Source organism: Pseudomonas sp. TE9122 (assembly GCF_056278925.1).
In genome coordinates, this window is record NZ_JBWBQI010000001.1 from 5,128,073 (window position 1) to 5,148,010 (window position 19,938).

A 19,938-nucleotide genomic window follows, 5' to 3' on the forward strand; every position below is an offset into this window, starting at 1 on the left:
GGCGACACGCGCGCTCTCCTCATGAATACGGGTTGTGGTGCAGGCAATTTACCGGGTTGATGCAAGACATTTAACCCTGTGGGAGCGAGCCTGCTCGCGAAAACGGTGGATCAGGTTCATCAATGGCGACTGACGGAACGCTTTCGCGAGCAGGCTCGCTCCCACACAGGGCCGTCATCGTTCGTCTGTCGTCAGGCAATAATGTTCAATCAACTGCCGAATCAGATGCACGGTAGGCTGCAAACGTGACATTTCAAGGTACTCGCCGGGTTGATGCGCGCAGGCAATGTCGCCGGGGCCGAGGACGATGGTTTCGCAGCCGAGGCGCTGAAGATAAGGCGCTTCGGTGCCGAACGCTACTGCTTCGGCGCGATGGCCGGTGAGCTTTTCAGCGATGCGCACCAGTTCGGCATCTTCGGACTGCTCGAACGGCGGCACTTCCGGGAACAGCGGTTTGTAATCGATTTTCACCTTATGCCGCTCGGCCACCGGGTTGAGCTTGCGCAGGATTTCCGCGCGCAGCAGGCTCGGGTCCATGCCCGGCAGCGGCCGCAGGTCGAATTCCAGCGAGCACTGGCCGCAGATGCGATTGGGGTTGTCGCCGCCATGAATGCAGCCGAAGTTCATCGTCGGTTGCGGTACGCTGAACTGTGGGTTGCTGAATTCGCGCTGCCACAACAGACGCAGACCGCGCAGTTCGCCGATGGCATCGTGCATCGCTTCAAGGGCGCTGTGGCCCAGGCGCGGATCCGAGGAGTGGCCGCTCTGCCCGAGGATGTCGATGCGCTCCATCATGATGCCTTTGTGCATGCGAATCGGCTTGAGCCCGGTCGGCTCGCCGATCACCGCCGCGCGGCCCAGCGGCTGCCCGGCCTCGGCCAGCGCGCGGGCGCCGGACATTGAGCTTTCTTCGTCGCAGGTGGCGAGGATCAGCAGCGGTTGCTTGAACGGCTGATCGAGCAGCGGCCGCACGGCTTCGATGATCAGCGCGAAGAAGCCCTTCATGTCACAACTGCCCAGCCCGACCCAGCGACCGTCGACTTCGGTGAGCTTCAGCGGGTCGGTCTGCCACAACGCGTCGTCATAAGGTACGGTGTCGCTGTGCCCGGCCAGCACCAGGCCGCCGGGGCCGCTGCCGATACTGGCAAGCAGATTGAATTTGCCGGGGCTGACCTGCTGGATATCGCAGCTGAAACCCAGGTCACCGAGCCAGCACGCCAGCAGATCGATGACGGCGCGGTTGGACTGGTCCAGGTTCGGTTGAGTACAGCTGACCGATGGCGCGGCAATCAGCGCGGCGAACTGGTCTTGCATGGACGGCAATGGCATCACTGACTCCAGGTCCCGGATTGAGGCCCACTATAGAACCATCCGGCGCGCGGAATAAACCGCCGCAGGGCGTAGGAAGTTTGACTCCTGTACACTGCACGGCCTTGGCAGCCACACATTCCCCCGGCTGCGCTCCCGATTCTGGATGTTCCGGCCATGCAAAAAGAAACTGAAATCAAACTCCGCGTCAGCCGCGAAACCCTCGCTGCCCTGCGCGAGCACCCGCTGCTGAAGAAACGCAACAAAAGTGGCTGGGAACGCCGTGAGTTGATGAACCAGTACTTCGACACCCCCGAGCGCGACCTCGCCCAAGCCAAAGTCGCCCTGCGCCTGCGCAAGGACGGTGACGAAGTGATTCAGACCCTCAAGACCCGTGGCCAGAGCGTCGCCGGTCTGTCCGAGCGTAACGAGTACGACTGGAAACTGGCGAAAGCCAAGCTCGACGTGAAAAAACTCGACGGCGAATGCTGGCCCGAGTCGCTGGCCGAGCTGGACAAGAAAACCCTCAAGCCGATCTTCACCACCGATTTCGTCCGCGAGCGCGCCGAAATCGCCTGGGGCCGTGGCAAGACCAAAGTGGTCATCGAAGCCGCGCTGGACCTCGGTCATGTGGTGGTCGGCAAGCAGAAGGAAGAAATCTGCGAGCTGGAACTGGAACTGCGCGAAGGCGAGCCTGCCGCGTTGCTGGAACTAGCTGCCGAATTGGCCGAAACCCTGGCGCTGATGCCATGCGATATCAGCAAGGCTGAGCGCGGTTATCGTCTGCACGACGCCAACAGTTACTCGCTGAGCCTGCCGGCGCCGCAGCTGACCACCGAAACCCGTCTCGACGACGCCTTCGCCGCGCTGAGCTGGCATCTGCTCGGCAGCAGCCAGCGTCTGGCCGAACAATATCGCTTCAACGGTCACTGGCGTCTGTTGCAGGACTGGGTCGAGAACCTCGCGGAAATGCGCGCCCTGCTCAGCAGCCTCGGCCAGGCGGCGCCGCGTCAGTCGACCCACGATTTGCGTGTGGCCCTCGATGCCTTGCTCGAAGACTGGCGCCCGTTGGTGCAGGTCGGCATCGAGGACGAAGACGTGCGCAAGGCCGCGCCGGAGCAGTTCCTCGAAGAGCTGGAAGATCCGCGCTGGGGCCAGTTCTCGCTGAACGCTTCACGCTGGCTGTTGGCCCGCACCTGGACCGCCGACCGCAACACCCGTGGCAACCGTCAGGGTGACGCGCAACTGCACAGCTGGTTGCCGCGTCTGTTGGGCGAAGAAGCCACCGCTCTGCAGCTGCAACGCTATCAGCAGCAGCCGGAAGATCTCGCTGAACAACTGCCGCGTATCGAACGCATTCAGGTCTGGTTGCACCACGCGCGCAACGTGCTGGACATCCCGGAAATGGATCGCCTGTACGGTGAACTGAACAAACTGGCGCAACTGGCCAACGAGCCGACCATCACCGACGAACTGCTCGATGCGCGCAAGCATCAGGCGATTGCGGTGTACCAGAACCGCGCCTGGAAAATCCTCCTGCGCAGCTAAACACCTTCCCACCTGATCGTTCCCACGCTCTGCGTGGGAACGATCAAGCGGGGACTGTTGCGCAGCCCAGCGGGGATAAATCCCCTCGCCACAAAGGCCATCCGCACTAGACCGGCAGGCTGGTGGTGGACTTGATCTCCGACAGCGCCACGATCGAATTCACTTCCTGTATCCCCGGCACCAGCGACAGCTTTTCGAAAAAGAACCGCTCGTACGCCTCGATATCCGCCGCGACAATGCGCAGCATGAAATCCACCGCCCCCATCAGCACATAACACTCCAGCACTTCCGGAAAGCCGCGAATCGCCTCGGTGAATTCGGTGAAGTTCGAACGCCCATGAGCGTTGAGTTTGATCTCGGCAAAAATCTGCGTGTTCAGGCCGATTTTCTTGCGATCCAGCAAGGTCACCTGGCCGCGAATGATGCCCTCCTCCTTCATCCGCTGAATCCGCCGCCAGCACGGCGATTGCGACAGGCCCACCTGCTCGGCGATCTGCGCGCTCGACAGCGAAGCGTCTTCTTGGAGCAAGGCGAGGATCTTGCGGTCGTAGGCGTCCAGCTCGCTGTGCATAAAAAATCCTCAAAGATCAGCTTTCACGAATAAACTCTTTCGATAAATCCGTTCAGGCGCCGATCATAGCCAAGAAATACCCCGCACCGAATGTAAAAATTTCTCCACTGATCTGGAGATTCACCATGCCGCACCTTGAAGCCGTGAACAGCCCCGCCACCCGCGCCGATGTCTGGAACGTCAACAACGCCCATTGCCTGGCGCAGTACCGGATCCTCGCCGAGGCCGAGCCGGATCTGCTGGTGCGGGTGCTGAATCTGTTCGCCTTGCAGTTTCTGACCCCGGAGCAGGTCAACGTCCAGCGCCAGGACGATCTGCTGTCGATCGATCTGCTCATGAGCGGCCTGAGCTGGCATCGCGCGCAAGTGATCGCGGAGAAACTGCGCAACCTGATCAGCGTCTGCACAGTGGACCTGCACAACGCCGACGCGGCGTGGCAGGCGCCCGCCCAGGCTGCCGGCTGACAAATCCGGCAACGGCTTCGTCGGGTAGTGGCCCAACGGTCAGCAGAGCCACGACTATCCTTTTGGGCATGACGCTTAAAAAGGAAAGCCACATGTCCGTTCAATCTGTCAATCAGGACCGCTGGCTGGACCTCAACGATGTACTGCGTGAACTGGTCGCCCAAGGCTTCATCTGCCAGGACGCGGCGGAACAGGCGCTCAATGCCCGCCGTCGCCATGCTGCTCACGGGCAGATGCATCCGCTGGAGTTCATCGCCAGCCAACAACTCGACGACCTCAGCCGGCCAGGCAAATATCTGGATCTGGAAAGCCTGACCCTGTGGCTGGCACAACAGGCCGGCCAGCCTTACTTGCGCATCGATCCGTTGAAAATCAACGTCGCAGCGATCACACCGCTGATGTCCTATGCCTTCGCGCAACGGCACAGGATTCTCGCCGTCGCCGTGGACCGTGATGCGGTGACCGTGGCCAGCGCCCAGCCTTACGTCAACGGCTGGGAAGCCGATCTGACCCACGTATTGAAGCTGCCGATCAAACGGGTCGTGGCCAACCCGGTCGACATCCAGCGCTTCAGCGTCGAATTCTTTCGTCTGGCCAAATCGGTCAGCGGCGCCAGCAATGCCGACGCCCAGGGCGGCAACCTCGGCAATTTCGAACAACTGCTCAATCTCGGCGCCAGCGACCAGGAACCGGACGCCAACGACGCGCACATCGTCAACATCGTCGACTGGCTGTTCCAGTACGCCTTCCAGCAGCGCGCCAGCGATATCCACATCGAACCGCGCCGCGAGCACGGCACCGTGCGCTTTCGCATCGACGGCGTGCTGCACAACGTCTATCAATTCCCGCCGCAGGTGACCATGGCGATCGTCAGCCGCCTGAAAAGCCTCGGTCGCATGAACGTCGCGGAAAAGCGCAAACCCCAGGATGGCCGGGTCAAGACCAAGACTCCGGACGGCGGCGAAGTGGAGTTGCGTTTGTCGACCTTGCCGACGGCGTTCGGCGAAAAAATGGTCATGCGGATTTTCGACCCGGAAGTGCTGCTGAAGAATTTCGACCAGTTGGGTTTCAGCGCCGACGACCTGCGGCGCTGGCAGGACATGACCCGCCAGCCCAACGGCATCATTCTGGTCACCGGGCCGACCGGTTCGGGCAAGACCACCACCCTGTACACCACGCTGAAAAAACTGGCGACGCCGGAGGTCAACCTCTGCACCATCGAGGACCCGATCGAAATGGTCGAGCCGGCCTTTAACCAGATGCAGGTGCAGCACAACATCGAACTGACCTTCGCCGCCGGGGTGCGCGCGCTGATGCGGCAGGACCCGGACATCATCATGATCGGCGAGATCCGCGACCTTGAAACTGCGGAAATGGCGATTCAGGCCGCACTCACCGGCCACTTGGTCTTGTCCACCCTGCACACCAACGATGCACCAAGCGCCATCAGCCGTTTGCTCGAACTCGGTGTGCCGCATTACCTGATCAAAGCCACCGTGCTCGGCGTTATGGCTCAGCGTCTGGTGCGCACCTTGTGCCCGCACTGCAAGGCGCCACTGACGCTCGAGGATGAAGACTGGCAAACCCTGACCCGGCCCTGGCAAGCGCCGCTGCCGAGCAATGCGCAGCGAGCGATCGGTTGCCTGGAATGCCGCGACACCGGCTATCGCGGCCGCGCCGGGGTCTACGAAATCATGCAACTGAGCGACAGCCTCAAAGCGCTGATCACCCCGGATACCGACCTCACCGCGATCCGCCGTCAGGCGTTCAAGGAAGGCATGCGCAGCCTGCGCCTGTCCGGCGCGCAGAAAGTCGCGGCGGGGCTGACCACGGTGGAAGAAGTACTGCGGGTGACGCCGCAAAGTGAGTTGAAATAATTCAGCACGGAACTGGATCGGGGGATCGGCTATCCAACGCCGTAGTCAATCCCAGGAGTCACCTCATCATGCGTCTCAAACTTGCTGTCGCCACCTTGGCCCTGCTGTCGCTTCCCGTTGGTTCGGCCATGGCGGACAGCTTTTGGCGTAACGTCATCTCCTCCGGTGCCACCACCGGCTCGACCTACCTGACGTTCAAGGATCACAAGCTGATCGTCGCCGCCCAGGACGACGCCGGCAGCTTCGTCGCCAGCGACGGCGGCATCCGTGGCCCGTACCTGGAAGCAGCCATGCAGAAAGTCCGCGCCGACAACCCGGGCCTGCAGGCTTCGGACATGGAACTGGCGAACGCGATTCTGGCGAAGAACGCCGTGGCGTCCGAGTAAGCCTCGCACCCTCAAAAATGCCGCTCGATCGAGCGGCTTTTTTTTGCCCGGATTACCGCCTCACCACCATCCCTTGTGGGAGCGAGCCTGCTCGCGAAAGCGGTGAGCCAGTCACCGCAAATGCCGGCTGGACGATTGCTTTCGCGAGCAGGCTCGCTCCCACAGGGGGGTGGTGGATTTAGAGATCAGCGGTAATCATCCACCGGCACGCAGGCGCAATACAGATTGCGATCGCCGTAGACGTTATCCACCCGATTCACCGCCGGCCAATATTTGTGCAATCGGGTGTGCGCATCCGGGGTAATGCCCTGTTCGACACTGTAGGGCCGTTCCCAGATCCCAGTGACATCGGCCAGCGTATGCGGCGCGCGTTTGAGCGGGTTGTCTTCGCCCGGCCAGTTGCCCTTCTGCACTTCATTGATCTCGGCGCGAATACTCAGCATCGCAGCGATGAAACGGTCGAGTTCTGCCTTGGATTCGCTCTCGGTCGGCTCGACCATCAAGGTACCCGGTACCGGGAAGGACATGGTCGGCGCGTGGAAGCCGTAATCCATCAGCCGCTTGGCAACGTCTTCCTCGCTGATGCCGGTCTGCGCCTTCAGTGGGCGCAAATCAAGAATGCATTCATGCGCCACCCGGCCGTTGCGCCCGGCGTAAAGCACCGGGAATGCCCCGGATAGATGCTGCGCCAGATAATTCGCCGCCAGAATCGCCACCTCGCTGGCGTCCGCCAGTTGCGGGCCCATCATGGCGATGTACATCCAACTGATCGGCAAAATGCTCGCACTGCCCCACGGCGCTGCGCTGACTGCGCCGTTCTGCGCCAGCGGCCCGTCAATCGGCACCACCGGATGGTTGGCGACGAACGGCGCCAGATGCGCACGAACGCCGATCGGCCCCATGCCCGGCCCGCCGCCGCCATGGGGAATGCAGAAGGTCTTGTGCAGATTCATGTGTGAGACGTCGGCGCCAATGTCCGCCGGCCTGGCCAAGCCGACCTGGGCATTGAGATTGGCGCCATCCATGTACACCTGGCCGCCGTGATGGTGAATCACTGCGCAAATTTCGCTGATGCCTTCCTCGTAAACGCCATGGGTCGACGGATAGGTCGCCATCAGGCACGACAACTTGTTCCCGGCCTCGGCGGCTTTCAGCTGCAAATCATCCAGATCGACGTTGCCCGCCTCATCGCATTCGACAATGACAACACGCATTCCGGCCATCTGCGCCGAGGCCGGGTTGGTGCCATGGGCCGATGACGGAATCAGGCAGATATCCCGCGCGCCCTCCCCCCGGCTCTCGTGATATTTACGGATCGCCAAAAGCCCGGCGTATTCGCCCTGGGCGCCGGAATTGGGCTGCATGCAGATAGCATCGAAACCGGTAATCGCGCAGAGCCAACCCTCAAGTTCTTCGATCATCAGTGTGTAACCGACAGCCTGCTCCCTCGGCACGAACGGATGCAGATTGGCGAACTGCGGCCAGGTGATCGGGATCATTTCGCTGGTGGCGTTGAGCTTCATCGTGCAGGAACCGAGCGGAATCATCGACTGATTGAGCGCCAGATCCTTGTTTTCCAGTTGTTTGAGGTAACGCAGCATCTCGGTTTCGCTGTGGTGAGCGTTGAACACCGGATGTTGCAGGTACGGCGTGCTGCGCTGGAGTTCGTCGGGAATTCCCGAGGCGATGTCCTGCGCATCAAGCGCATCAACGCTCAGGCCGTGATCGGCGCCGAGCAGCACATCGAACAGCTTCGCCACGGTGTGTTCATCACAGGTCTCGTCCAGACTCAGACCGACGCGGCCGCGACCAAGAATGCGCAGGTTGATCTGCGCCGCCTGAGCGCTTTCGATGATCGCCGTTTGCGCACCGCCGACCTCCAGGGTCAGGGTGTCGAAGAACTGCTCGTTGAGCCGTTTGATACCGTTGCGCTTGAGTCCCGCGGCGAGGAGGCAGGTCAGGCGATGCACGCGCTGGGCGATACGCTTCAAGCCCTCGGGGCCGTGATACACCGCATAACAGCTGGCGATATTGGCCAGCAGCACCTGCGCGGTGCAGATGTTCGAATTGGCTTTCTCGCGGCGGATGTGTTGCTCGCGGGTTTGCAGGGCCATGCGCAGCGCGACGTTGCCGCGAGCATCTTTCGATACACCGATGATCCGCCCCGGAATCGCTCGTTTGTATTCCTCGCGGCTGGCGAAGAACGCCGCGTGCGGGCCGCCATAACCCATCGGCACGCCAAAACGCTGGGACGAACCGAACACCACGTCGGCACCCAACTCACCCGGCGGCGTCAGCACCAGCAGGCTGAGCAAATCGGTGGCGACGCAGGCCAGGGCCTGTTGTGCGTGCAGGTGGTTGATCAAGGGTTTGAGATCGCGGATTTCGCCGTGGGTGTCGGGGTATTGCAGCAGCGCGCCGAACACCTCGTGCTGCGCCAGGTTATCCACCGCGTCGACGATCAGCTCGAAGCCGAAACCTTCGGCGCGGGTCTGCACCACGGAGAGGGTTTGCGGATGGCAGTTTTCATCCACAAAAAACAGATTGCTCTTCGACTTCGCCACGCGCCTGGCCAACGCCATGGCTTCGGCCGCTGCGGTGGCCTCATCGAGCAGCGAGGCGTTGGCCAGTTCCAGGCCGGTGAGGTCGATGGTCAGTTGCTGAAAATTGAGCAGCGCTTCGAGCCGGCCTTGAGCGATTTCTGGTTGGTATGGGGTGTACGCGGTGTACCAGCCGGGATTTTCCAGCACGTTGCGCAGAATGACGGTCGGCGTGACGGTGCCGTGATAACCCATGCCGATCAGGCTGGTGAACAGCTGATTCTGCTCGGCATAACCGCGTAGTTTCGCCAGCGCAGCCTGTTCGTCGAGTGCCGGCGGCAGATCCAGTGCGCGATTGAAGCGAATGCCCGGCGGCACGGTCTGCTCGATCAGCTCGGCGCGACTGCCCAGGCCGAGGCTGTCAAGCATCGCCTGCTGCTCGGCGGCATCCGGGCCAAGGTGGCGGCGCAGAAAGGCTTCGGGATCGCGTAACTGGCTCAGGGACGGCGACTGGGACATGACGGGCTCTCCTGGCTGGCGCTTGGCGTCAATCGACACGGTCAAACCAGCATAGCAGGCGAATTTTCAAGATCACGCCGCCCCTGTGGGAGCGAGCCTGCTCGCGAAAGCGGTGTTTCAGAAACCTTGGCATTGACTGATATGGCGCTTTCGCGAGCAGGCTCGCTCCCACAAAGGGATATTCGTCGCCCATAAAAAAGCCCCGACGAATCGGGGCTTTGGGTGTTGCCGGCAACTTACTCGCCGATTGCAGCCTTGTACCCAGCAGCATCCAGCAGCTTGTCCAGCTCGGCCTTGTCGCTTGGCTGGAGCTTGAAGATCCACGCGCCGTACGGGTCATTATTCAGCTCTTCTGGCGAGTCGGTCAGCGCCTCGTTGATCGCGATGACTTCACCGCTGACCGGGGCGTAGATGTCGGAGGCGGCTTTCACCGACTCGACCACGCCGGATTGATCACCGGCGGCGAACACCTTGCCGACTTCGGTCAACTCGACGAACACCACGTCGCCCAGCGCTTCCTGCGCGTGATCGCTGATGCCCACGGTGACGGTGCCGTCAGCTTCCAGACGCGCCCATTCATGACTTTCGGCAAAACGCAGTTCGGCAGGGATATCGCTCATCTTCGGTTCCTCGGAAATTGGTCAGCGGTCATACCCGCCAGAAAAGGTTAGATCAAGGTTTTGCCATGGCGCACGAAGGTCGGTTTGACCACTCGCACCGGGTACCACTTGCCACGGATTTCCACTTCGGCGCGGTCGGCAGTCGCCATCGGTACACGCGCCAGGGCAATCGATTTGCTCAGCGTAGGAGAGAAACTACCACTGGTGATCTCCCCTTCGCCAACATCGGCGATGCGCACCACCTGGTGAGCGCGCAAAACCCCGCGTTCTTCCAGCACCAGACCGACCAGCTTGTGCGCTACGCCCGCGGCTTTTTCCGCCTCCAGCGCCGCGCGACCGATGAACTGCCGCGAGGCCGGCTCCCAGGCGATGCTCCAGGCCATGTTCGAGGCCAGCGGTGAAACGTCCTGATGAATGTCCTGACCGTACAGGTTCATTCCGGCCTCGACGCGCAAGGTGTCGCGAGCACCGAGACCGATCGGAGAAATACCGGCACCGACCAGGTCGTTGAAGAAACCCGGCGCCTGATTGGCGGGCAGGCAGATTTCCAGGCCATCCTCGCCGGTGTAACCGGTACGCGCGATGAACCAGTCGCCGTCGATGGCGCCTTCGAAAGGTTTGAGTTGCTGGATCAGCGTGGCGCGGGACTGGGTCACCAGTTCGGCAATCTTGTGCCGGGCCTGCGGGCCCTGGATGGCGAGCATCGCCAGCTCGGCGCGCTCGTGCAGTTGCACGTCGTAGGCGCCGAGCTGGGCGTTCATCCAGGCCAGATCCTGATCGCGGGTCGAGGCGTTGAACACCAGCCGGTACGCGTCGTCGAGGCGATAGACGATCATGTCGTCGACGATGCCGCCGCGCTCATTGAGCATGGTGCTGTACAACGCCCGGCCGGGGCGGTGCAGACGTTCGACGTCGTTGGCCAGCAAATGCTGGAGCCAGGCCTTGGCCTGGGCGCCGGTGACATCGATCACGGTCATATGGGAAACATCGAACACCCCGCAATCGCGGCGCACTTCGTGGTGCTCCTCGACCTGCGAGCCGTAATGCAGTGGCATGTCCCAACCGCCAAAATCGACCATCTTCGCGCCGAGCGCGAGGTGCAGGTCATACAGAGGCGTACGCTGTCCCATGGGTTTCTCCTTCCGGGCGTGGCGAGGGTGCGGACCGCCGCTATACGGCTGAAAGCCTTGATGAATAAGGCTTGCAGCCGATTCCAGCGCACGGGTCTGTCAGACGAACCGCACCGAATGCCGCGCATTGTAGCCGCATGATGTAGGACTGACGACTAAGTGTTTCGATGCGCCGAACGTCGAATCAATCCGATCACCGGCAACAGCCCGACCAGCACCAGGGTCAATGCTGGCAACGAGGCGCGCGCCCATTCGCCTTCACTGGTCATTTCAAAGATGCGCACCGCCAGCGTGTCCCAGCCAAACGGGCGCATCAGGAGGGTCGCGGGCATTTCCTTGAGCACATCGACGAACACCAGCAACGCCGCACTCAAAGTGCCGGGCAGCAAGAGCGGCAGATACACTTTGAAAAACAGTCGCGGCCCACTGACACCCAGGCTACGTGCCGCTTCGGGCAAAGATGGCCGTATACGCGCCAGACTGCTTTCCAGCGGCCCGTAAGCGACAGCGATAAAGCGCACCAGATACGCCATCAGCAAAGCTGCGAGGCTGCCGAGCAGCAACGGTCTGCCCGCACCGCCGAGCCATGACGAAAGCGGAATCACCAGCTCACGATCCAGATAACTGAAGGCAAGCATGATCGACACCGCCAGCACCGAACCGGGCAAGGCGTAGCCGAGATTGGCCAGACCGACGCCGGAGTTGATGGCTGGGGTCGGCGCCAGGCGCCGGGCAAACGCCAGCAACAGTGCAACGCTGACGGTGATCAGCGCCGCCATGGCACCCAGGTACAGCGTGTGCAGAATCAGTCCGGCGTAGCGCTCATCCAGATCGAAGCGTCCACGCTGCCAGAACCACACGATCAGTTGCAGCACCGGGATGACGAAGGCGCTGGCGAACACCAATCCACACCAGCCCGTCGCCGCGAAGGCCTTGATTCCCCGCAGGTGATACAGCGCTTTCACCCGTGGCCGCTCGTTGGCGGCTCGATTCACCCCGCGTGCACGGCGTTCACCGTACAGCACCAGCATCACCACCAGCAGCAACAGACTGGCCAGTTGCGCGGCGCTGGGCAGGCTGAAGAAGCCGTACCAGGTTTTGTAGATCGCCGTAGTGAAGGTGTCGAAGTTGAACACCGACACCGCGCCAAAATCGGCGAGGGTTTCCATCAGCGCCAGCGCCACGCCCGCGCCGATCGCCGGACGCGCCATCGGCAACGCGACCCGCCAGAACGCCTGCCACGGCGATTGCCCGAGCACCCGCGCCGCTTCCATCAGGCCTTTGCCCTGAGCCAGAAACGCGGTGCGCGCCAGCAGATAAACGTAGGGATAAAACACCAGCACCAGCACCACGATCACCCCGCCGGTGGACCGTACCCGAGGCAGGCGCAGGCCGGTGCCGAACCATTCGCGCAACAGGGACTGCACGGGGCCGGCGAAATCGAGCAGGCCGACGAAAACGAACGCCAGTACATACGCTGGAATGGCGAAGGGCAGCATCAACGCCCAGTCGAGCCAGCGCCGACCGGGAAATTCGCAGAGGCTGGTCAGCCAGGCCAGGCTGACACCCAGCAGAGTCACGCCGACACCGACGCCGAGGATCAGCGTCAGGGTATTGCCGAGCAGACGCGGCATCTGGGTTTGCCACAGGTGCGACCAGATCTGCTGATCGATGGTCTGCCACGACAGCAGCAACACGCTCAGGGGCAACAACACCAGTGCGGCGATGGCGAAGACGATGGGGTACCAGCGGCGTTGGGCGGGGTGGGCCACTTTTGGGTCTCTGGAGGGATTGGGGTGTTCTTGGATTGCGTATTTCAGGTTGGGATTGCTGCCCTCACCCTAGCCCTCTCCCGGAGGGAGAGGGAACTGACCGAGGTGCTCATGCAAACTACATCGACCTGAGATATTGAGTCGAACTCAAGTTTCGAAAGCAACAAGTTGGCTCCCTCTCCCTCCGGGAGAGGGCTGGGGTGAGGGAGCGATCTTGAAAGATCAACAGTTACACGAAACGCCTCAGTTCCACCCCGCCCGATCCATCATCCGGATCGCCTCGGCCTGACGTTTACCCGCCACCTCAACCGGCAACGTATCAGCAACAAACTTGCCCCACGCCGCCACTTCTTCCGATGGCGCCACCGCCGGGTTGGCCGGGAATTCCTGGTTCACATCAGCAAAAATCTTCTGTGCCTCAGGCGTGGTCATCCATTCGACCAGCGCCTTGGCCGCTTCCGGGTGCGGTGCATGTTTGGTCAGGCCGATGCCCGACAGGTTCACATGCACACCGCGATCGGCCTGATTCGGCCAGAACAGCTTCACCGGCAATTCAGGCTTCTGCTTGTGCAAGCGACCGTAGTAGTAGGTGTTGACGATGCCAACGTCACACTGCCCGGCGTTGATCGCTTCCAGCACTGCAACGTCATCGGAGAACACGTCAGTGGACAGGTTGTTGACCCAGCCCTTGAGGATTTTCTCGGTCTTCTCGGCGCCGTGGACTTCGATCATGGTCGCAGTCAACGACTGGTTGTAGACCTTCTTCGCCGTGCGCAGGCACAGGCGGCCTTCCCAGTTCTTGTCGGCCAGCGCTTCGTAGGTGGTCAGTTCGCCCGGCTTCACCCGCTCGGTGGAATAGGCGATGGTCCGTGCGCGCAGGCTCAGGCCGGTCCAGGCGTGGGTGGACGAGCGATATTGCTGAGGAATATTGGCGTCGATGGTTTTCGAGGTGAATGGCTGGAGGATGCCCATCTGCTCGGCCTGCCACAGGTTGCCGGCATCGACGGTAAGCAGCAGATCGGCGGTGGCGGTTTCGCCTTCGGCCTTGATGCGCTGCATCAGCGGCGCTTCCTTGTCGGTGATGAACTTGATCTTCACCCCGGTCTTGGCGGTGTAGGCATCGAATACCGGTTTGATCAGCTCATCGATGCGCGACGAGTACACCACCACCTCATCGGCGGCCTGGGCAGTGGTGCTGCCGATCAGGGTCAAGGCCAGTGCGGTCAGAAGACGCTTGGGTGCCAACATGGGAGTGGTCTCACGGTCGGGAAAGGTGGGCCAAATGATAAGGACTCACATTTACCACCACAATCGAACACTGGGGGAAGGCGTTACCAGATGTTGCACGGCTCAAAACTGCGGTAAGTGGGCGGACGCTTTCGCGAGCAGGCTCGCTCCCACATTGGAATGCATCTCAACAGTGGGAGCGAGCCTGCTCGCGAAGGGGCCATCAGCCTCAATGAGGCGGTCAGGGCTTTGCCAGAGTTGGAAGATCCCCAGTCAACCCCAGCGCCTCGCGCACAAACAACGCCTTCGCCTCGGGCATCTGCTCGACCAGTTTCAATCCGGCATTGCGCAACCAGCGCAGCGGCAGGGGGTCGGCCTGGAACAACCGCTCGAAGCCTTCCATCGCTGCCATCAGCGCCAGATTGTGCGGCATGCGCCGACGCTCGTAGCGGCTCAGCACCTTCACGTCCGCCATTCGCTCACCGCGCTGATGCGCTTGCAGGAGCACTTCCGCCAGCACCGCTGCATCGAGGAAACCAAGGTTCACACCCTGCCCCGCCAACGGGTGAATGGTGTGCGCCGCATCACCGATCAAGGCCAGGCCCTCAGCGACGTAGCGCTTGGCATGGCGCTGACGCAGCGGCACGCACAGACGCGGATCGGCGTTGATCACTTCACCGAGGCGCCCTTCGAAGGCTCGCTCCAGCTCAGCGCAAAACGCCGTCTCCTCGAGTGCCATCAGGCGCTCGGCTTCACCCGGCGTGGTCGACCAGACGATCGAGCACCAGTCCTGCTGACCATCACGCTCCAGCGGCAAAAACGCCAATGGCCCGTGATCGGTAAAGCGCTGCCAGGCGGTTTTGCGGTGCGGCTGGCTGCAGCGCACGCTGGTGACGATGGCGTGATGCAGATAATCCCACTCGCGAGTCGCCACGCCGGTCAGACGGCGCACAGCAGAATTGGCGCCATCGGCCGCGATCACCAGCGGCGCGCGCAAGGTGCGGCCGTCGGCCAGGGTCAGCAGCCAGTCATCGCCGGAGCGACGCATCTGCTCCAGCCGCGCATTGGCCAACATGCCGAGGTCGCAATCATGCAAACGCTCGAGCAAGGCATCCTGGACCACGCGATTTTCGACGATGTGGCCGAGCACATCGGCATGCACGCTGCTCGCCGAGAAATGAATCTGCCCGGTGCCGCTGCCGTCCCACACATGCATGTCGGTGTACGGGCTGCTGCGCCGCTGGGCGATGCCGTCCCAGACACCAAGGCGTTCGAGAATGCGCTGGCTCGCCGCCGACAATGCACTGACGCGCGGTTCGAACGCCGCTTCGGCATCGAAGGGTTTGACACTCAGCGGGCTACCGTCGAGCAACAGCACTTCCAGCCCACTGTCCTGTAACGCCAGCGCCAGGGCGCTGCCGACCATTCCGGCTCCGACAATCAGCACATCTGCGCGCATTTCCATGCTTTAGGCCTGTCTCGCTTGCGGCTTGAGCCGCACGTAAAGGGTTTTACCGACCCGCGCCACAAGGTTGCCGGCGCCGTCATGAATGTCGACCTGCAACTGCGGCAAGTATTTGTCGCCGTTGGCGGTCTGCCGGCGGATCTCGTCGAGCAGGGTCTGGTCGATGTTGAACCGGGCGAACACCGGGCCTTTGCCCGGCGCAATGAAATCGATGTCGGCGGCCTTGTCCCAGACGATGTACTTCGGACCGAGGTTTTCCATGAGCATCAACATGAAGAACGGGTCGACCATCGAATACAGACTGCCGCCAAACTGGGTGCCGACATAGTTGCGGTTGTACCAGCCCAACCCCATGGACACCTGAACGTCGCGAAAGTCATCGCTGATGTGGCGCACCCGCACACCCGCGCCGAGATATGGCGGGTAGCAGGTCATTACCCAACGCATCAGTCGTGCCTTGCCGAATGTGTTGCTCAGCCACTCAAGCATCCGGACGGGTTCCCAGACCCATCGCCTGCCGGGCGAACCAGCGTTTGGCTGGCGGCAGCAGGTCGAGGCCGAGCAGGCCGAGGTTGCGCCCCAGCGACACCAGCGGCTGGGTGCTGCCGAACAGACGCGTGACCTGATCGGAGAAGCCCACCGTCAGGTCCTGATCGAGGCGCTGCCGCTCGCGATAGGCCTGCAACGTGGCGAAGTCGCCCAGCGGCTTGTCGCTGGCCAGCAGCGCGGCAGCCAAGGCGTCGGCGTCACGCAGCGACAGGTTGAAGCCCTGGCCGGCGATCGGGTGCAGGCTGTGTGCGGCGTTGCCGAGCACGGCCAGATGCGAGCGCACCTGTTCTTCAGCTTCGATCAGTGACAGCGGATAAAGATGCCGTGCGCCGACCTGTTTCAAAGTGCCGAGGCGGTAACCGAATACGCCTTGCAGCTCGCTGAGAAAATCACGCTCGCTCAATTCAGTCAGACGCTGCGCGTCCATGCCCAGCCGCGTCCACACCAGTGCGCAACGATTGTCCGGCAGCGGCAGCAGGGCCATCGGCCCCTCATCGGTAAAGCGCTCGAAGGCCATGCCGTTGTGCGCTTCGCTCGGGGTGATGTTGGCGATCAGCGCGCTCTGGTTGTAAGGGCGCTTGCGCACGTTGATGCCCAACTGTTCGCGCAAGCCGGAGCGGCCGCCATCGGCGAGCACCGCGAGATCGCATTCCAGCGTGGTTTCATCGTTGAGGGTCAGGCGATAGCCATCGGCCAACGGCTCCATGCGCGTGACTTCCGCCGGGCAGCGCCACGTGATCACGTCTTTGTCGAGGTGCTGCCACAGGCACTGGCCGAGCCAGGCGTTCTCCACCACGTAACCGAGCGCTGGCACACCCTCTTCCATCGCCGACAAGCGCGCGGTGGAGAAGCGGCCACGGTCAGAGACGTGAATCTGTTTGATCGGCTCGGCTCGGCGGGAAATTTCCTGCCACACGCCCAAGCGCTGATAAATCTGCCGCGAGCCGAAGGACAGCGCCGAGGAGCGAGCGTCGTAGCTCGGTTGCCAGCTGTCGCCGGGGGCGAACGGTTCGATCAGGACAATTTTCCAGCCCTGCGCCTTGGCCCCGGCCTGCAACGCCAACGCCAGACTGGCGCCGACCAGACCGCCACCGATGATTGCCAGATTGACTCGACTCATGCTGCGTGTGTCCTTGCTTGTGCCATCAGCGCTTCGATCTCGGCGACGGTTTTCGGCACGCCGCTGGTGAGGATTTCACAACCGGATCGGGTCACGACCACGTCATCCTCGATGCGCACGCCAATGCCACGCCATTTCTTCGCCACGTTCTGATTGTCTGCCGCGATGTAGATGCCAGGCTCCACGGTCAGCGCCATGCCGACCTCCAGCACACGCCATTCGCCGCCGACCTTGTACTCGCCAACGTCATGCACATCCATGCCCAGCCAGTGGCCGGCGCGGTGCATATAAAAAGCCTTGTAGGCTTCGCTGGCGATCAACTCGTCAACCTCGCCCTGCAACAAGCCAAGCTTGACCAGACCTGCGGTGATCACCCGCACCGTGGCTTCGTGCGCCTGGTTCCAGTGCTTGTTGGGGGCAATCTCGGCGAATGCCGCTTCCTGCGAAGCCAGCACCAACTCGTAGATCGCCTTCTGCTCCGGCGAGAACCTGCCATTGACCGGCCAGGTGCGGGTGATGTCGCTGGCGTAGCAGTCGATCTCGCAACCAGCGTCTATCAACACCAGATCGCCGTCCTTGAGCAGCGCGTCATTTTGCTGGTAATGCAGGATGCAGCTGTTGCGCCCGGCGGCGACGATCGAACCGTAGGCCGGCATCTTCGCCCCGCCCTTGCGGAATTCGTAATCCAGCTCGGCTTCGAGGCTGTATTCATACAGCCCCGGACGACTGGCCTGCATCGCGCGGATATGCGCCTGCGCCGAAATCCGCGCGGCTTCGCGCATCACCTTCACTTCTGCCGCCGATTTATACAGGCGCATGTCGTGCAGGAGGTGATCCAGGGCAACGAATTCATTCGGCGGCTGCGCGCCGAGGTGCGCCTTGGAGCGGATCACGTTGATCCAGTCCATCAAATGCCGATCGAATTCAGGGTTGCTGCCCATCGCCGAATAGACCCGGTCGCGGCCTTCGATCAGGCCCGGGAGGATGTCGTCGATGTCAGTAATCGGAAAGGCGTCGTCGGCGCCGTACTCGCGGATCGCGCCTTCCTGCCCGGCGCGCAGGCCATCCCACAATTCGCGTTCGGCGTTGCGTTCACGGCAGAACAGGATGTACTCGCCGTGCTCGCGGCCGGGCATCAGGACGATGACGGCCTGTGGCTCGGGAAAACCGCTGAGGTACTGGAAGTCGCTGTCCTGACGATAGACATGCTCGACGTCGCGGTTGCGGATGGCCACCGCGGCGGCGGGCAGGATCGCGATGCTGTTGGGCTCCATCTGCGCCATCAGGGCCTTGCGGCGACGGCTGTATTCCGCTTTGGGGATATGGGTCATGGGCAGATGGCTTTCCCTGGCACGCGATTAATGCAGCGAAGGTTTGGCCGCTGGCGGCACATCGGACTTCTTGGTTTCCGAGAACAGCAGCAGAGGCGCGACGCGCAGGTATTCCATGACTTCCATGTAGTCGGATTCGCCGTCTTCGGATTCCTCCAGCGCGTCCTGCACCTGGGAAATGGCGGCCAGATCCTGCAGCACTTCGGTGGCTTCGGTGCTGAGCATGCTGCTGTCGCGGCAGTTCAGGCCGAAACCGCTGAGGAAGCCCTGGCACCATTCGCCCAGTGCAGCAGCGCGGTCGGCCAGCGGCGCATCGTCGGTCGGCAGCAGCAGCACGACAGTGACGTCGTCGCCGGTCAGCTCGCCTTTGACCATCTCCTGCAGGCCGATCAGAGCGTTGCGGACGTTGTCCTGGATGTCGCCTTCGAGCAGTTCGGCGGCGTCGATCAGCCAGCCTTCGTGATCGAAGCCGGCCCCGGCGCAACTGCGCCCGAGCAGCACGCCGTGCAGTTCGGCAGGCGAGACGTTGTGGCCGCTGGCAGTCAGCAGGGTGGCAAAGGCTTGGTACGGGGAATTCGCAATGGTCATGGGCAGCTAGGCGCCAGACGGCGCTATGTCTAGAATGAAGGCCTTGTATCCTACATCGACAGCCCCGCCAAGACCATTAAAGGCTGTCCGCCAGTCACCACCCATCAGACGAACACGTGGACCCAATGGAAGACACCGACCTGCAAGCGCTGATGGCCAGACTCGAACTGCTGATTGGCCGAGTCGAGCAACTTAAGAGTCAAAACGCACTCTTACTAGCTCAGGAAAAAACCTGGCGCGAGGAACGCGCTCACCTCATTGAAAAAAACGAAATCGCCCGGCGTAAGGTCGAATCGATGATTTCGCGCCTCAAGGCCCTGGAGCAAGACTCATGAGTTCAAGCAATAGCGTTACCGTGCAGATCCTCGACAAAGAGTATTCGATCATCTGCCCGCCGGAAGAACGCAGCAATCTGGTCAGTGCCGCGCGCTACCTGGACGGCAAGATGCGCGAGATCCGCAGCAGCGGCAAAGTCATCGGTGCCGACCGCATTGCCGTGATGGCCGCGCTGAACATCACCCACGACCTGTTGCACAAAGAAGAGCGCCCGGACATCCAGGCCAGCGGTTCGACCCGCGAACAGGTGCGCGACTTGCTCGATCGTGTCGATCTGGTCCTGGCCGACGATCAGAACACCGCCAAGGGCTGATTCGCCTGGCAGCTTGAGGTATACTCGCGGCACTCCCTGGGGTGCTTGCCAGTTGACGATGTCCCGGAGCCGATTCGCACTACCCTGGAAGTTGCACGTTGGGCTGGTGTGCATGTCCGCTAGACGGAAAGCCTTAAAGTCTACTGCTTCTTCCACCTTGAACTTTCGGGTTCAAGGGCTGAGTTGACAGCGGTTCATCCGGGGAGCCTGATTCGAAATCCGATGTCGGTGTATGCCGACATCGGATTTTTTATGCGTACGTTTTTGCATCCAC

Annotated in this window: 18 protein-coding genes and 1 other RNA gene; 7 read left to right on the plus strand and 12 right to left on the minus strand. The window is 61.9% G+C overall.

What is annotated here, in order from left to right:
* Nucleotides 1-174 precede the first annotated feature (174 nt).
* Nucleotides 175-1,329 (minus strand): acetylornithine deacetylase, encoded by a 1,155-nt coding sequence (argE, locus tag ACZ9BE_RS23175; protein ID WP_252877080.1) that lies wholly within the window; start codon nt 1,327-1,329, stop codon nt 175-177.
* Nucleotides 1,330-1,485: 156 nt separating this feature from the next.
* Between argE and ACZ9BE_RS23180 the strand changes: the two genes are divergently transcribed.
* The gene (locus tag ACZ9BE_RS23180) at nt 1,486-2,856 is read left to right on the plus strand and encodes a CYTH domain-containing protein (protein WP_071172166.1); all 1,371 of its coding nucleotides are present in this window, start codon (nt 1,486-1,488) and stop codon (nt 2,854-2,856) included.
* Nucleotides 2,857-2,962: 106 nt separating this feature from the next.
* Here ACZ9BE_RS23180 and ACZ9BE_RS23185 read toward each other — a convergent pair whose 3' ends face one another.
* Nucleotides 2,963-3,427: an Lrp/AsnC family transcriptional regulator gene (locus ACZ9BE_RS23185; protein ID WP_024014730.1), complete on the minus strand. Its 465-nt coding sequence runs from the start codon at nt 3,425-3,427 to the stop codon at nt 2,963-2,965.
* 125 nt (nt 3,428-3,552) lie between these two features.
* Between ACZ9BE_RS23185 and ACZ9BE_RS23190 the strand changes: the two genes are divergently transcribed.
* The 3 genes from ACZ9BE_RS23190 to ACZ9BE_RS23200 all read left to right on the plus strand — a co-directional run bounded on the left by ACZ9BE_RS23190 (nt 3,553) and on the right by ACZ9BE_RS23200 (nt 6,154).
* Nucleotides 3,553-3,891 carry a hypothetical protein gene (locus ACZ9BE_RS23190; RefSeq protein WP_122748319.1) on the plus strand — a complete coding sequence of 113 codons (339 nt, stop codon included), beginning with the start codon at nt 3,553-3,555 and terminating at the stop codon, nt 3,889-3,891.
* Nucleotides 3,892-3,983: 92 nt separating this feature from the next.
* The gene (gene tfpB / locus ACZ9BE_RS23195) at nt 3,984-5,768 is read left to right on the plus strand and encodes a type IV pilus assembly ATPase TfpB (RefSeq protein ID WP_476249984.1); all 1,785 of its coding nucleotides are present in this window, start codon (nt 3,984-3,986) and stop codon (nt 5,766-5,768) included.
* A gap of 65 nt (nt 5,769-5,833) precedes the next feature.
* On the plus strand, nt 5,834-6,154 hold the full coding sequence (locus ACZ9BE_RS23200) for a DUF2388 domain-containing protein (RefSeq protein ID WP_172667868.1): 321 nt from the start codon (nt 5,834-5,836) through the stop codon (nt 6,152-6,154).
* Nucleotides 6,155-6,339: 185 nt separating this feature from the next.
* On the opposite strand, the gene gcvP is transcribed toward ACZ9BE_RS23200, so the two are convergent.
* From gcvP to ACZ9BE_RS23250, 10 genes are all read right to left on the minus strand, one after another.
* Nucleotides 6,340-9,213: an aminomethyl-transferring glycine dehydrogenase gene (gene gcvP / locus ACZ9BE_RS23205; protein WP_476249985.1), complete on the minus strand. Its 2,874-nt coding sequence runs from the start codon at nt 9,211-9,213 to the stop codon at nt 6,340-6,342.
* A 236-nt stretch (nt 9,214-9,449) separates the two neighbouring features.
* On the minus strand, nt 9,450-9,833 hold the full coding sequence (gene gcvH / locus ACZ9BE_RS23210; RefSeq protein ID WP_150742944.1) for a glycine cleavage system protein GcvH: 384 nt from the start codon (nt 9,831-9,833) through the stop codon (nt 9,450-9,452).
* Nucleotides 9,834-9,880: 47 nt separating this feature from the next.
* Nucleotides 9,881-10,963 (minus strand): glycine cleavage system aminomethyltransferase GcvT, encoded by a 1,083-nt coding sequence (gcvT, locus tag ACZ9BE_RS23215; RefSeq protein WP_071172161.1) that lies wholly within the window; start codon nt 10,961-10,963, stop codon nt 9,881-9,883.
* Between the two features lie 155 nt (nt 10,964-11,118).
* The gene (locus ACZ9BE_RS23220; RefSeq protein WP_476249986.1) at nt 11,119-12,735 is read right to left on the minus strand and encodes an ABC transporter permease; all 1,617 of its coding nucleotides are present in this window, start codon (nt 12,733-12,735) and stop codon (nt 11,119-11,121) included.
* Nucleotides 12,736-12,978: 243 nt separating this feature from the next.
* Nucleotides 12,979-13,983, minus strand: coding sequence for an extracellular solute-binding protein (locus ACZ9BE_RS23225; RefSeq protein ID WP_056791711.1), 1,005 nt, complete (start codon nt 13,981-13,983; stop codon nt 12,979-12,981).
* Nucleotides 13,984-14,203: 220 nt separating this feature from the next.
* Entirely contained in the window at nt 14,204-15,421 is a 1,218-nt protein-coding gene (locus ACZ9BE_RS23230) for a 2-octaprenyl-3-methyl-6-methoxy-1,4-benzoquinol hydroxylase (RefSeq protein ID WP_476250153.1), read from the minus strand.
* A 9-nt stretch (nt 15,422-15,430) separates the two neighbouring features.
* Complete coding sequence (locus tag ACZ9BE_RS23235) at nt 15,431-15,916, minus strand: DUF4442 domain-containing protein (RefSeq protein WP_258707329.1); 486 nt, start codon at nt 15,914-15,916, stop codon at nt 15,431-15,433.
* Nucleotides 15,909-17,096: a 2-octaprenyl-6-methoxyphenyl hydroxylase gene (gene ubiH / locus ACZ9BE_RS23240; RefSeq protein WP_095181278.1), complete on the minus strand. Its 1,188-nt coding sequence runs from the start codon at nt 17,094-17,096 to the stop codon at nt 15,909-15,911. The genes ACZ9BE_RS23235 and ubiH overlap by 8 nt, the downstream gene beginning before the upstream one ends.
* Nucleotides 17,093-18,427, minus strand: a complete 1,335-nt coding sequence (gene pepP, locus ACZ9BE_RS23245) for a Xaa-Pro aminopeptidase (protein WP_041476895.1) — start codon at nt 18,425-18,427, stop codon at nt 17,093-17,095. Before pepP ends, ubiH begins: the two co-directional genes overlap by 4 nt.
* A gap of 27 nt (nt 18,428-18,454) precedes the next feature.
* Nucleotides 18,455-19,015, minus strand: a complete 561-nt coding sequence (locus tag ACZ9BE_RS23250) for a YecA/YgfB family protein (protein ID WP_041476897.1) — start codon at nt 19,013-19,015, stop codon at nt 18,455-18,457.
* Nucleotides 19,016-19,140: 125 nt separating this feature from the next.
* Here ACZ9BE_RS23250 and ACZ9BE_RS23255 point away from each other — a divergent pair, with 125 nt between their 5' ends.
* The 3 genes from ACZ9BE_RS23255 to ssrS all read left to right on the plus strand — a co-directional run bounded on the left by ACZ9BE_RS23255 (nt 19,141) and on the right by ssrS (nt 19,873).
* Nucleotides 19,141-19,350 (plus strand): TIGR02449 family protein, encoded by a 210-nt coding sequence (locus tag ACZ9BE_RS23255; RefSeq protein WP_007911197.1) that lies wholly within the window; start codon nt 19,141-19,143, stop codon nt 19,348-19,350.
* Nucleotides 19,347-19,664, plus strand: a complete 318-nt coding sequence (locus tag ACZ9BE_RS23260; RefSeq protein WP_016772632.1) for a cell division protein ZapA — start codon at nt 19,347-19,349, stop codon at nt 19,662-19,664. The genes ACZ9BE_RS23255 and ACZ9BE_RS23260 overlap by 4 nt, the downstream gene beginning before the upstream one ends.
* A gap of 30 nt (nt 19,665-19,694) precedes the next feature.
* Nucleotides 19,695-19,873: non-coding RNA, 6S RNA (ssrS, locus tag ACZ9BE_RS23265), on the plus strand.
* The last annotated feature ends 65 nt before the right edge of the window (nt 19,874-19,938 follow it).